This window comes from Arthrobacter sp. BL-252-APC-1A (assembly GCF_009696625.1).
Taxonomy (GTDB): domain Bacteria; phylum Actinomycetota; class Actinomycetes; order Actinomycetales; family Micrococcaceae; genus Arthrobacter_B.
The window spans coordinates 176,151-188,866 of the sequence record NZ_VULS01000008.1 but is presented as its reverse complement, the minus strand read 5'-3'; the positions used below and the strand labels follow the sequence as shown (position 1 = coordinate 188,866).

Annotated in this window: 12 protein-coding genes and 1 tRNA gene; 5 read left to right on the top strand and 8 right to left on the bottom strand. The window is 65.1% G+C overall.

The genetic code is table 11. From position 1 onward, the window contains the following. Positions 1–158 precede the first annotated feature (158 nt). From fabF to aceE, 6 genes are all read right to left on the bottom strand, one after another. Positions 159–1,400: a beta-ketoacyl-ACP synthase II gene (gene fabF, locus FYJ28_RS13270; protein ID WP_055240831.1), complete on the bottom strand. Its 1,242-nt coding sequence runs from the start codon at positions 1,398–1,400 to the stop codon at positions 159–161. A 101-nt stretch (positions 1,401–1,501) separates the two neighbouring features. Further along, complete coding sequence (locus tag FYJ28_RS13265; protein WP_055240832.1) at positions 1,502–1,747, bottom strand: acyl carrier protein; 246 nt, start codon at positions 1,745–1,747, stop codon at positions 1,502–1,504. 77 nt (positions 1,748–1,824) lie between these two features. After that, positions 1,825–2,886 (bottom strand): beta-ketoacyl-ACP synthase III, encoded by a 1,062-nt coding sequence (locus tag FYJ28_RS13260; RefSeq protein ID WP_055240833.1) that lies wholly within the window; start codon positions 2,884–2,886, stop codon positions 1,825–1,827. Continuing rightward, on the bottom strand, positions 2,883–3,839 hold the full coding sequence (locus FYJ28_RS13255) for an ACP S-malonyltransferase (RefSeq protein ID WP_326831712.1): 957 nt from the start codon (positions 3,837–3,839) through the stop codon (positions 2,883–2,885). Before FYJ28_RS13255 ends, FYJ28_RS13260 begins: the two co-directional genes overlap by 4 nt. 109 nt (positions 3,840–3,948) lie before the next feature. Further along, a complete protein-coding gene (locus FYJ28_RS13250; protein ID WP_154579594.1) occupies positions 3,949–5,178 on the bottom strand; it encodes a helix-turn-helix domain-containing protein in 1,230 nt (409 codons plus the stop codon). An 85-nt stretch (positions 5,179–5,263) separates the two neighbouring features. After that, a complete protein-coding gene (aceE, locus tag FYJ28_RS13245; protein ID WP_326831710.1) occupies positions 5,264–8,002 on the bottom strand; it encodes a pyruvate dehydrogenase (acetyl-transferring), homodimeric type in 2,739 nt (912 codons plus the stop codon). Between the two features lie 304 nt (positions 8,003–8,306). Here aceE and FYJ28_RS13240 point away from each other — a divergent pair, with 304 nt between their 5' ends. The 5 genes from FYJ28_RS13240 to FYJ28_RS13220 all read left to right on the top strand — a co-directional run bounded on the left by FYJ28_RS13240 (position 8,307) and on the right by FYJ28_RS13220 (position 11,377). Then, positions 8,307–8,726: a DUF3052 domain-containing protein gene (locus tag FYJ28_RS13240; protein ID WP_055240836.1), complete on the top strand. Its 420-nt coding sequence runs from the start codon at positions 8,307–8,309 to the stop codon at positions 8,724–8,726. 5 nt (positions 8,727–8,731) lie between these two features. Beyond that, on the top strand, positions 8,732–9,223 hold the full coding sequence (locus FYJ28_RS13235) for a peroxiredoxin (RefSeq protein ID WP_154579592.1): 492 nt from the start codon (positions 8,732–8,734) through the stop codon (positions 9,221–9,223). A 1-nt stretch (position 9,224) separates the two neighbouring features. Continuing rightward, complete coding sequence (locus tag FYJ28_RS13230; protein WP_154579591.1) at positions 9,225–10,172, top strand: NAD-dependent protein deacetylase; 948 nt, start codon at positions 9,225–9,227, stop codon at positions 10,170–10,172. Positions 10,173–10,257: 85 nt separating this feature from the next. Further along, positions 10,258–10,330 (top strand) — tRNA-Val (locus tag FYJ28_RS13225). A gap of 180 nt (positions 10,331–10,510) precedes the next feature. Then, complete coding sequence (locus tag FYJ28_RS13220; RefSeq protein WP_154579590.1) at positions 10,511–11,377, top strand: serine hydrolase; 867 nt, start codon at positions 10,511–10,513, stop codon at positions 11,375–11,377. Position 11,378: 1 nt separating this feature from the next. Here FYJ28_RS13220 and FYJ28_RS17155 read toward each other — a convergent pair whose 3' ends face one another. Both FYJ28_RS17155 and FYJ28_RS17150 read right to left on the bottom strand, forming a co-directional pair. Then, positions 11,379–12,236 carry a cation:proton antiporter domain-containing protein gene (locus tag FYJ28_RS17155; RefSeq protein ID WP_195840677.1) on the bottom strand — a complete coding sequence of 286 codons (858 nt, stop codon included), beginning with the start codon at positions 12,234–12,236 and terminating at the stop codon, positions 11,379–11,381. Continuing rightward, on the bottom strand, positions 12,197–12,595 hold the full coding sequence (locus FYJ28_RS17150) for a hypothetical protein (protein WP_195840676.1): 399 nt from the start codon (positions 12,593–12,595) through the stop codon (positions 12,197–12,199). The genes FYJ28_RS17155 and FYJ28_RS17150 overlap by 40 nt, the downstream gene beginning before the upstream one ends. Positions 12,596–12,716: the final 121 nt, after the last annotated feature.

Sequence of the window (12,716 nt, the reverse complement as noted above, 5' to 3'; positions counted from 1 at the left end):
CCCAACCCAGCTCAAATAAGGCTACCGCTGCCTCACGCTGCTCTTCCGACAATGAACTGCTGCTGTGCATAGAACTGCTCCCCGAGAGTGAACTGATTTCTCAGTCCAACTTTCGGGGAGCAGTTCAGAGGGGGCCCGGCCTTTTGCGCTGCAGGATCCTAGTGGCTGCGCAGCGCCACAACAGCGTTGTGTCCGCCGAACCCAAAGGAGTTGTTCAGGGCCACGATGTCGCCGGAGGGAAGATTGCGGGCGGAGGTAACTACGTCCAGCGGAATCTCCGGATCCTGGTTATCCAGATTGATGGTCGCCGGTGCCTGCCGGGTATACACGGCCATCGCGGTCATCACAGCTTCAACAGCACCTGACGCACCCAGCAGGTGGCCGGTCTGGGACTTGGTCGCTGAGACGGCTACGTTGTCCACGTGCGCACCCAGGGCCGTCTTGAGAGCGGTGTACTCAGGCTTGTCACCAACCGGAGTCGAGGTGGCGTGGGCATTCACGTGCACCACGTCTTCGGCCTGGGCACGCGCATCATAGAGGGCAGCCTTCAGGGCGCGGGTGGCGCCAAGGCCCTCGGGATCCGGAGCGGTGATGTGGTAGGCATCTGCCGTGACTGCCGTGCCGGCGAGTTCGGCGTAGATACGGGCACCGCGCGCGACGGCGTGCTCTTCGGCTTCCAGGACGATTGCGCCTGCGCCCTCGCCCATCACAAAGCCATCGCGGTCCTTGTCGTACGGGCGGGATGCACGCTCAGGGTCGTCGTTGCGGCGTGAGAGTGCCTGCATGGAAGCAAAGGACGCCAGCGGCATCGGGTGGATGGCAGCTTCAGCGCCGCCGCAGACCACAACGTCCGCTTTGCCGGACCGGATCAGTTCCAGGCCCTGGTGCAGGGACTCGGTGCCGGATGCGCAAGCGGACACCGGTGTGTGGGCGCCGGCCCGGGCGCCGAGGTCCAGGCTCACGGCAGCTGCAGGGCCGTTCGGCATCAGCATGGGAACAGTCATCGGAAGGACACGCCGGGGACCCTTTTCGCGCAGGGTGTCCCAGGCATCCAGCAGGGTCCACACCCCGCCGATTCCGGTGGCGAAGGAAACCGCCAGCCGGTCGTGGTCGACGTCGGTTTCCGCCAGGCCGGAATCGGCCCAGGCTTCACGGGACGCGACGACGGCGAACTGGGTGGAAGGATCCATCCGCTTAGCTTCTACGCGGGAGAGGACATCAGTGGCCGGCGTGGAAACGCGGGCCGCGAAGGTGACCGGGAGGGAGTACTTCTCAACCCAGTCGTCTTCCAGGGTGCGTGCACCGGAGACGCCCTTCAGGGCGTTCTTCCACATGGTCGGGACATCTCCGCCGATCGGCGTGGTTGCGCCGAGGCCGGTAATGACTACTTTGCGGGCCATGATTCACTCTCTCGGAAAATTGGGGGCGCACCCTTGAACGGGTGCAGCGGGTGGTGCTGCAAAGGGCGGCCGCCGCACCGGCAGCGGCCGCCCCTCACGAACTACGCCTGGGCGTTGGAGATGAAGTCGACGGCGTCGCCAACGGTCTTCAGGTTCTTGACCTCTTCGTCGGGGATGCGCACGCCGAACTTCTCTTCAGCGTTGACCACGATGGTCATCATCGAGATCGAGTCGATGTCCAGGTCATCCGTGAAGGACTTGTCCAGCTCAACGGCCTCGGGGGCCAGGCCGGTTTCCTCGTTCACGATCTCTGCGAGACCGGCCAGGATTTCTTCATTGCTAGCCATGGGGGCTCCTTTTTTCGTTGGTACCGGTGCTGGACCGGCGTGGGTTTTCCAACCGCCGAGACGGTGTGGCTTGGAAACTAGGGGAGGACAACAACCTGGGCGCCGAAGACCAGGCCGGCGCCAAAGCCGATCTGCAGCGAGAGCTTCCCGCTGAGTTCGGGGTGCTCGCTGAGCAGACGGTGGGTGGCAAGCGGGATGGATGCTGCGGAGGTGTTGCCGGCGTCGGCGATGTCCCGGGCAATGACAACGGACTCGGGGAGCTTCAGCTGCTTGGCCATTTCGTCGATGATCCGCATGTTGGCCTGGTGGGGAACAAAGGCACCGAGGTCCTCGGCAGTGATACCGGCGGCGTCGAGTGCCTGCTGCGCGGACTTTGCCATTTCCCATACAGCCCAGCGGAATACCGTCTGGCCGTCCTGGCGGAGGGTGGGCCAGAGCTTGGTTTCGCGTTCAGCCAGCACGGAGGCAGGCAGTGTTCCTTCGGCCTCGGCGGCCAGGGACAGTTCGCGGATCTCCAGCATTGAATGCGTCATGCCGATGGCTCCGGACTTGCTGCCGTCCGAGCCCCATACCGACGGACCGATGCCCGGAGTGTCTGACGGGCCGATGACAACAGCGCCGGCGCCGTCGCCCAGCAGGAAGGAGATGGTGCGCTCGGTGTTGTCGATGAAGTCCGAAAGCTTTTCGACACCAACAACCAGTACGTACTTGGCTGCGCCCGACCGGACAAGGGCATCTGCCTGGGCAATGCCGTAGCAGTAGCCGGCACAGGCTGCGGAAACGTCATACGCCGGTGCGGGAGTGGCACCCAGCCGGTCCGCTATCTGTGCGGCCGCCGACGGGGTGGCGAAGGGATGCGTGACGGTGGAGACGATCACTGCATCAAGGGCCGATCCGTCGATCCCGGCGTGGGCCAGGGCGTCGCGTCCGGCCATCTCAGCCATGTCTACTACGGAGGTGCCCTTGTCTGCCCGGTGCCGGGTGACGATGCCGGTGCGCTGGCGGATCCACTCGTCGGAGGACTCGATCCACTGGCACACATCGTCATTGCTGACGATCACGTCGGGCCGGAAAGCCCCAATGCCGTGGATACGGCTGAATTCGTTGACCGGGGACTGCTTCAGGGTGGGCGTGCTCACGCGTTACCTTCTTGGGTTGTAACTGCTGCCGCGCCGGAATGCTCGGCCACAAAGGCACGGGCAGCGGCGAGGTCTTCGGGGGATTTCAGGGCCAGGGAGGGGACGCCGCGCATACCGCGCCTGGCGAGCCCGGTAAGGGTACCGGCCGGCGGAAGTTCCAGTATCCCGGTGACGCCCATGGCTGTCATGGTCTCCATGCAGGCGTCCCAGCGAACCGGGCGTGAAACCTGGGCGATGAGGCTGTCCAGGTTGGCTTCACCGCTCACTACCGCGGCGCCGTCGTAGTTGGACAGCAGGGTCGGCAGGGGCTGGGCGGGGGAGAGCGAGGAGCGCAGGGCTTCGAGCACGCTCAGCGCCGGTTCCATGTGGGCGGTGTGGAAGGCCCCGGCCACCTTGAGCGGAATGACCCGCGCCTTCGCCGGCGGGTTCGCGGACAGCTCCTGGAGCTGTTCGAGTGTTCCTGCTGCCACGGTCTGCCCGCCGCCGTTGGCATTGGCAGCGGTGAGGCCGAGTCCGTCCAGGACCCTGGCGACGTCCTCGGGGTCACCGCCGAGTATGGCGGACATGCCGGTGGGAACCTCGGCAGCTGCGCGGGCCATTGCGTTGGCGCGCTCCCGGACAAAGAGCAGCGCGTCCTGTTCGGTCAGGGCGCCTGCTACGGCGGAAGCGGTGATTTCACCAACGGAGTGACCGGCGACGACGGTTGCTGCGGTCAGAGCGCCGGTGTCCAGCAGCTGCCTGGCTGCGATCAGTCCGGCCGCCACGATCAGCGGCTGGGCGACGGCGGTGTCCTTGATGGTTTCTTCATCCGAGACTGTGCCGTGGGCAACGAGGTCAAGCCCCGCGGTGTCCGAGAGCGCTTCGAGGTGCTCCCGCACTCCGGGCAGTTCCAGCCACGGAGCGAGGAAGCCTGGCGTTTGTGACCCCTGGCCGGGGCAGACGATTGCAAGCACGTATCAAGCTTTCCAAAGAGGGACAGGTTTGCCGGGTGTTTAGGTGAACCAAGCTCACCGATGCGCGTTGTAGGAAGTCTACAAGTGGTGCGCAGGTGGGCAAGTGCGTTTAGGAGCGGGCTGCCTGCCGTTCGGGAACGGCCTTGCCGGCCGGTGAAAGCCGCCCGACGACCAGGGCGGTCTGCAGTACGAAGGCTTCGCGGGGCAGCATGGGATCCCATCCGGTGATGTCGCAGACGCGGCGAAGCCGGTAGCGGACAGTGTTGGCGTGCACGAACAGTTCGCGGGCCGTGGCCTCCAGGGAGTGCCCGAGGGAGAGGTAGGCGGAGAGTGTTTCAGCCAGGCCGTTGGAGGCCGCCAGCAGGGGCCGGTAGATGCTGCGGACCAGCGCCTTGCGTGCCGTGTCATCACCGGACATGACCCGCTCCGGCCAGAGGTCGTCGGCGGCCACCGGGCGGGGCGCCGCGGGCCAGGCCCGGGCAGCAGTCAGGCCGGCAAATGCCGCCTGGGCGGACGGGCCCGCTTCAACGAGTGATTCCGCAGGGGGCCCGTAAACAACCGGGCCGGGGCCGAACAGATCTGCCAGCCGGGACAGGGCGCCGGACTTTTCGCTCATGCCGCCCAGCACCAGGATCAGCCTGTCTCCCTGGATGCCCACGAGGGTGTCTTCGGCCAGGCGTCCTGCCACCCGCCGCAGTTCGTTGACGAAGGAGGGGCTGGGATCCGCTGGCGAGCTGCCAACAATGACGGTCACTCCGGCGGTGGAAGTCCAGCCGACGGCGGCGATGCGGGAGCGAAGGGCATCTGAGCTTTCCCCTCGGAGAATTGCATCAACTACAAGGGCTTCCAGCCGGGTATCCCAGGCGCCGCGCGTTTCTGCGGCGCGGGCGTAGACGTCCGCTGCTGCGAAGGCCACCTCCCGTGAATAGCGGAGAACTGCTTCGCGCAGCGGTCCCTGCACAGAACCGGCGGCCAGCTCGGGCACGCGGTCTTCCACTACCTGCACGACCACACGGATCAGTGCCAGCGCCTTTTGCAGGCTGATGGCGCGGGTCAGTTCGGTGGGTGCGGTGCCAAAGACGTCGCTGAGGACCCATGCCGGGGAGGCGGGACGTTCGTACCAGTTGACGAAGGAGGCAATGCCCTTCTGGGCCACCATTCCCAGCGCAGAGCGCTCATCCGGCCGCAGTCCCCGGTACCAGGGGAGGGAGATATCGAGCTGTTTGAGGGTGGCGGTGGAGAGCTTGCCGATGTTGGCTTTGAGCCGCTCCAGGATCAGTGGATCGGCACCGCTTTGCGGCGCCTTTGTTTCCTGTGGCGTACTGCGGGTCACTGGCATCCTCGAAGCTTACGGCCTTCGGTCTCCAACCTCCATTTTGTGTGAAGGCTACAACTGTGAGTCTCCCGCCCTGCCGCCGTCGGGCCTAGGCGTCACCCCCGGCGTTGCCGCTGGTGCCCTTGGTGACATCCAGCAGGTGGTACCGGCTGATCGCTTCGGAGGGCGCCTTGGAATCGACTTCGCCGCGGCGGGCGAGCATTTCCAGAGCGCGGACCACCACGGAGTGGCTGTCGATCTTGAAGAAACGCCTGGCTGCAGCCCGTGTGTCGGCGAAGCCGAACCCGTCAGCGCCCAGGGACGCGAACTCGTTTGGCAGGAACTGGCGAATCTGGTCCGGAACGGCTTTCATGTAGTCCGAAGTTGCCACCACCGGACCGGTCGCACCGGCCATCTGCTGGGTTACGAACGGCACCCTGGGTTCCTCATCGGGGTGCAGGAAGGATTCTTCCTCAGCAGCCAGGCCATCGCGGCGCAGTTCGTTCCACGAAGTCACCGACCACACATCCGCCGAAACCTTCCAGTCCTCGGCCAGGAGCCGCTGGGCTTCCAGCGCCCACGGCACGCCGACACCGGAGGCGAGCAGCTGGGTGCGCGGCCCGTCAATCGACGCGGGGGAGAGCAGGTAGATACCCCGGATCACACCTTCAACGTCCAGATCCTCCGGTGCCTTGGGCTGAAGGATCGGTTCGTTGTACGCCATGATGTTGTAAATGACGTTCGGGTCCTTGGAATCCGGACCGTACATGTCATCCAGGCCCTGGCGCACAATGTGGCCGATCTCGTAGCCATAGGCCGGATCGTAGGTCTTCACCGCGGGGTTGGTGGAGGCCAGGATCGGGGAGTGGCCGTCGGCGTGCTGCAGGCCTTCGCCGGTAAGGGTGGTGCGGCCGGCAGTTGCGGAGACCATAAATCCGCGGGCCATCTGGTCAGCTGCTGCCCAGATGAAGTCCCCCGTGCGCTGGAACCCGAACATCGAGTAGAAGATGTAGACCGGAATCAGCGGCACGCCCTGCGTTGCGTATGAGGTGCCCGCGGCGGTGAAGGCCGCTATTGACCCGGCCTCGTTGATGCCAACATGCACAATCTGGCCCTGGGGTGATTCCTTGTACGCCAGCACCAGGTCCCGGTCCACGGAAAGATAGTTCTGGCCCTGGGGGTTGTAGATCTTCGCCGTCGGGAAGAACGAGTCCATGCCGAACGTCCGGGCTTCATCCGGGATGATCGGCACAATCCTCATACCGAACTCCTTGTCCCGCATCAGGTCCTTGAGCAGCCGCACAAACGCCATGGTGCTGGCCGCCAGCTGCTTGCCGGAGCCGCGGTTCGCAACCTCGTAGGACTTCTCTCCGGGGAGATGGATCGGCTTGTAGTCCGTGCGGCGTTCCGGGAGGAACCCGCCGAGTTCACGGCGCCGGTCCAGCATGTACCTGATCTCCGGTGCCTGCGGCCCCGGGTTGTAGTACGGCGGCTGGTACGGGTCCGCTTCGAGCTGCTCGTCGGTGATCGGGATTCGAAGTGAGTCCCGGAACAGCTTGAGGTCATCCAGGGTGAGCTTCTTCATCTGGTGCGTGGCGTTGCGCGCTTCGAAGTGCGGACCGAGGCCGTAGCCCTTGACCGTATGGGCCAGGATGACGGTGGGCTTTCCCTTGAACTCCAGCGCCGCCTTATAGGCCGCGTAAACCTTCCGGTAGTCGTGCCCGCCGCGCTTCAGGTTCCAGATGTCGTCGTCGGAAAGACCGGACACCATGGCCTTGGTCTGCGGGCTCTTCCCAAAGAAGTGGTCGCGGATAAACCCGCCGGACTCGCCCTTGTAGGTCTGGTAGTCGCCGTCGACCGTCGAATTCATGATGTCCACCAGCGCGCCGTCGTCGTCGGCGGCGAGCAGCGGGTCCCACTCGCGGCCCCAGAGAACTTTGATGACGTTCCAGCCGGCACCGCGGAAGAACGCCTCGAGTTCCTGGACAATCTTGCCGTTGCCGCGCACCGGACCATCCAGCCGCTGCAGGTTTGCGTTCACTACGAAGGTGAGGTTGTCCAGCTTGTCGTTGGCCGCCACATGGAGCAGGCCGCGTGATTCCGGCTCATCCATCTCACCGTCACCCAGGAACGCCCAGACGTGCTGGTTGGAGGTGTCCTTCATGCCGCGGTTGTCCATGTAGCGGTTCAGCTGTGCCTGGTAGATCGCGTTCATGGGACCAATGCCCATGGAAACGGTGGGGAACTCCCAGAAGTCCGGCATGTTCCGCGGGTGCGGATAGGACGAAAGGCCGTGGCCTTCGCGGGACTTCTCCTGACGGAACCCGTTCAGGTCCTCTTCAGTCAGCCGTCCTTCGAGGAAGGCGCGGGCATACATTCCCGGCGCAGCGTGCCCCTGGAAGAAGACCTGGTCGCCTCCGCCGGGGGCATCCTTGCCGCGGAAGAAGTGGTTCATGCCCACTTCATAGAGGGTGGCAGCACCCGCGAAAGTGGAGATATGGCCGCCGACGCCGATGCCCGGGCGCTGCGCCCGGTGCACCATGATTGCAGCGTTCCAGCGCATCCAGGCCCGGAACCTCCGTTCAATCTCCTCGTCGCCGGGAAAATCGGGTTCCTGGTCCACCGGAATGGTGTTCACGTAGTCCGTGGTGGTCACCATGGGAACGCCTACGGAATGCGCACCGGCCCGCTGCAGGAGCGTGCGCATGATGAACTGGGCCCGTTCGGTTCCCTCGGTGCGGATCAGGTCATCCAGGGACTGGACCCATTCGGAGGTCTCTTCGGGATCATTGTCGGGCAGCTGGCCGGTGAGCCCGCTGAGGATATCCGTCTTGTCTTCTGCGGCCACGAAACTCTCCTATGCACAGGTGGTGCCTGGAACCTGCCGCTGCGGGGGTCCTTTGCCTGCGGGGACGTTTCCGCGGTCGGCCGGATGCCGAGGACATACGCGCCGCGGGTACCCGCCGTGCGTGTCCTTTTAGCCACTGTAGACCGGCAGCCGCGGCTTGCGTAGCCTTCCCGGCGAAGGCCGTTCCCGGTCCGTGGAACCCTTGAAGCTTGCCGGTTAAAGGTGTTCCCTTGAGTCAGGAAAAGGGCAGTTCGGGCCAAGATGTGATTCCCTTGTATTTATGCAGTCAACCAGGAGGAGTGAAGTGAGCGAGGCCGATGCCGTCACAGAGAAAAACGTGGCGGAAAGAATGGGTTTCAAAGACGGCGACCTGATTCAGGAATTCGGCTACGACGAGGACGTGGACTTCGATCTCCGTGAGGACCTCGAAGAGCTGTCCGGCGGTGAGCTCCTTACCGAGGACGACCATGAGGTTGTTGACGGAGTGATCCTGTGGTGGCGGTCCGATGACGGCGACCTCGTGGATGCGCTGGTAGATTCCCTGACCACGCTCGACGACGGCGGCGTTGTGTGGGTACTGACCCCCAAGTCCGGCCGGGACGGTTATGTTCCGCCGGCAGACATCGAAGAAGCGGCACCGACGGCCGGGCTGCACGTGACCACCTCTCCCGGTGTCAGCCAGGACTGGGCAGCCACCCGACTGGTCAGCCGCAGGAAGAAGTAGCCGGCTTGGTATCTGCTGCAGCAGGGGTTCCGCGCATTGGGGACCCGGCTCCGGCTTTCGAGCTTCCCAACCAGTACGGGGAAACGGTGAGCGCCGGCGACCTGGCCGGCGCCCCGGCGGTGCTGGTTTTCTATCCGTTTGCCTTTTCCCGGGTCTGCCTGGGCGAGCTGGATGCGCTTGCCGCCCTGCAGCCGGAGTTCCGGACCGCAGGAGCACGGCTGCTGGCAGTCTCCTGTGACCCCAAGTACTCCCTGCGGGCATGGGCCGCCGAGCAGGGCTGGGACTTTGACCTGCTCTCGGATTTCTGGCCGCACGGCGCGGCTGCACGCAGCTACGGCGTATTCCAGGAAGACCGGGGGATGGCGGCGCGGGCCAGCTTCATCATCGGAGCAGACAACACGGTGAAGGAGATCCTGCGTTCGGACCTGGACATGCCGCGCAGCCCCGGCGACTATGTCCGGGCACTCGCGGATCTGTCCTCCGTGGAACGGAGCTGAGATGGCTGAGCCTGTATCCCGTGGAACGGGGCTGACCGGATTCGTCACGCGTGAAGCGTCCGAGGCCTCCGCGGAACCCAGCGCCGCCGAGCGCCGCCAGCTCGATGCCGCCGCCGGCCTCCTCTCCGGCCGCCGGATCGCACTGCTGACCGGTGCCGGCCTGAGCACCGACTCAGGGATTCCCGACTACCGCGGACCGGACGCCCCGCCGCGCAACCCCATGACCTATCAACAGTTCGTCGGGGATCCGGTGATGCGCCAGCGGTACTGGGCCCGGAACCACGTGGGCTGGCACCATCTCCGGCATGCCGTGCCCAACGCAGGGCATGAAGCGGTGGTCCATCTGGAAGAACGCGGACTGCTGACCGGCGTCATTACGCAGAACGTGGACCGCCTGCACAGCGACGCGGGCAGCATCAGGGTCATTGACCTGCACGGACGGTTCGACCGTGTGGTCTGTCTTTCCTGCGGATCGGTCTACACCCGGGTGGGCCTGGCCAGGCTGCTGGAACGGCTAAACCCCGGGTATTTGGAAAGAGTTGCGGCGGAGGGCGACATAGCACCTGACGCCGATGCGGAGATCACGGACACCGAAGGTTTCACCGTCGCGGACTGTCCCGTGTGCGAAGGCATGCTGAAGCCGGACTTCGTGTACTTCGGTGAGAACGTCCCCAAGGAACGCGTCCGGCTGGCCTATGCCGCCGTGGACGACGCCGGTGCCCTCCTGGTGGCCGGATCCTCGCTGACGGTGATGAGCGGGCTCCGGTTTGTCCGCCATGCATCGAAGGAAGGCAAGCCGGTGGTCATTATTAACCGCGGGCAGACGCGCGGGGACGACCTGGCCGATCTGAAGATCGACGTGGGCGTAGGCACGGCCCTGCAGTACCTTGCACGGAACCTGCCCGATCCCGGCCCGGGGTCCGAAAACCACGCCAGAGACACTGATTAGGCGAACGGGGGAATGATCCGGTAATGTAATTCCTCGTGATGCGGCGCTGGCCGGGTTTGTCCCCGCTGGCATAACGGGTCACTTTGGGTCTTTAGCTCAGCTGGTAGAGCGCCACGTTTACACCGTGGATGTCATCGGTTCGATCCCGGTAGGACCCACCGGCAAAACCCGCCTCCGGAGAAATCCGCAGGCGGGTTTTTTCGTGCCCGGCACGCGTTTGGACAGACTCCCAGGTGTGCCAAGCGGCCGCACACCGAACTCAAAGATTCCGGTGCTATCAAGGAAAAGGGTGTGGCTTTCACACCGCTGACCAACAGCAGCTGAAAGATTAAGGCACTTTGCGCACTGACCTCCTCAAACCTGCGGCAGCTCTCCTGCTCAGTGCAGGGCTGCTCTCCACTGCCATCACCGGATGCACGGGCCAGCCCGCACCGCAGTCCGTTACGGTGCCGGGCAGCCCGGCAACGCCGTCGGCCAGCTCTGAACCGGAACTGGCGCTGCGCATGGAACTGGACCGCTATGCGGCGGAGACCGGCGCCGATTTTTCCGTCGCCATTTACGAGTACGGGTCTAACCGCGCCTGGTCCTACCAGCCGGACGGCAGATACCTCGAAGCGAGCCTGGTTAAGGTCCCGATTCTCCTCACCCTGCTTCGCCAGGCCACGGAAGAGGACCGCGAACTGACGGCCGAGGAGATGGAGCTGGCTGAACTGATGATCTGCCAGAGTGACAACGCGGCTACCGATGAGCTGTATGCGCGGACGGGCGGGGCCGGGGAACTGCAGCGGACCTACGGTCTGCTGGGTGTGAGCGGCACAGAGGCCAGCGAGGTCTGGGGAGCCAATGAAACCACCGTGGAGGACCAGCTGAGGATCACTACGGCGGTGGCCCGCGGGGTGGACTGGATCAGCGCAGGGCTGCAGGATTACGCCGTCCAGCTGCTGGAAAGCGTCGTTCCGGAGCAGGCATGGGGGATCAGCGCCGGCATCCTGGACCCGCTGGCCCAAGTTGGGCTGAAGAACGGCTGGCTGCAGGACGATTTCCTGGCCTGGAACGTTTCCAGCTCGGGCTTTGTGCTCGGGGCAGGCTCGGAGTACAGCATCGTTGTGCTTACAGCGGGCACAGAGACACTGGATCAGGGCATCACCGTGCTGGAGGGGGCTGCGGCGATTGTGAACCGCTGGGAACTGGGAGCAGGAGGCTAGCTCACTCGCTCCGCGCAGACGGCCTCCGGCCGGCGGGACCGGATTCAGTCCACCGGTGGTATGCCGCAACCAGCGGCCTGGCTGAGAACCCGTGGGCGAACACGCTAAGCCCCACAGTGACAACTACTGCGGTCAGCAGCGTCTCGGCAGCGGGGGTGCCGCGTTCAAAGGCGAGGATTGCGAACACCACAGAGGCAAGTCCGCGGGGACCGAACCAGCCCAGGAACGCCAGCGTTTGCCACGGCGCCCCGGTTCCGGCCATAGCCGTTCCGACCGACAGCATCCGCACTGCCGTCAGGCTGAGCACTGCGTAGACGACAATCTGCCAGGTGATGTGGGGCAGGGCAGCGGGAATGGCAGCGGCACCGAAGATCATCCACGTCGCCGCCGCAAGAATGCCACCCGTTTCTTCCGTGAACCTGGTGGCTTCGCCGTCACCGGTGCCGTGCGCCAGCCGGAAGGCCAGCCCCGCCACAAAGGCCGCCAGGAAAGCACTCCCGCCCAGGGTTACTGCCGCAGCGTAGGCGGCCAGGGCCACGGCCAGCGTGCATGGCTGGCGCCAGCGGGTTTCGAACCATCCGCGCCTGGCAGCCGCACGCTGCAGGTACCCGCCGGTGCAGCCGATAAGCACCCCTGCGGCCAGTCCCCAGCCGATTTGCTGGGCCAGCGCGGCAGCAATTGCGGAGGGCACGCTGTCATCCAGCACGGACATTGTGATGTCCAGGGAGACCAGGAAAAACGGTACCGCGATGCCGTCGTTCAATCCGCTTTCCACGTTCAGTGCCCGCCGCACCGGAACCGGGACTGAGGGATCTTCCACTACCCGGTGGCCCAGGGCGGCGTCGGTGGCGCACAGCATGGCCGAGAGAAGAAAGACGAAAGGGAGGGGAGCAGGACCACCCCGGCGGCGAAGCCGAGCAGCAGCGTCAGCGGGAGCCCCAGCCCCAGCAGGCGGGCGGGCCAGCCCGGGCTGCGGCGAAGCGCCCCCAGATCCAGGCGTGCGGCGTCGTTGAACAGCAGGAATACCAGCGCCAGCTCTGCTACCCGCAGAACAGAGTGGGTTTCCAGCGATATCCCCAGCTGATCGCCAAGCGCCAGCCCAAGGATGAGCCCGGATACAACGAATGCGATGGCTGATGTCACGCCCCGGCGGCCCAGCGGGCCGGAAAAGGCACTGAGCAGGATCAGGGCTGCGGAACCGAGCAGTAACGCAATCATGCTGTTCCTCCCGTGCCTGCAGTTCCTCGCGCTCGTGCGGACCCGCGGAAACTGTTCTGGCACCCAAGCTACGAGACCGTGCCCGGCCCGTATAGGGTTCCGCCGTGCACAGGCGGGGGAG

Coding starts and splice junctions, on each gene's coding strand:
- fabF (WP_055240831.1), bottom strand. CDS start 1,400: ATGGCCCGCAAAGTAGTCATTACCGGCCTCGGCGCAACCACGCCGATC.
- FYJ28_RS13265 (WP_055240832.1), bottom strand. CDS start 1,747: ATGGCTAGCAATGAAGAAATCCTGGCCGGTCTCGCAGAGATCGTGAAC.
- FYJ28_RS13250 (WP_154579594.1), bottom strand. CDS start 5,178: ATGCCAGTGACCCGCAGTACGCCACAGGAAACAAAGGCGCCGCAAAGC.
- FYJ28_RS13230 (WP_154579591.1), top strand. CDS start 9,225: ATGGCTGAGCCTGTATCCCGTGGAACGGGGCTGACCGGATTCGTCACG.
- FYJ28_RS17155 (WP_195840677.1), bottom strand. CDS start 12,236: ATGCTGTGCGCCACCGACGCCGCCCTGGGCCACCGGGTAGTGGAAGAT.
- FYJ28_RS17150 (WP_195840676.1), bottom strand. CDS start 12,595: ATGATTGCGTTACTGCTCGGTTCCGCAGCCCTGATCCTGCTCAGTGCC.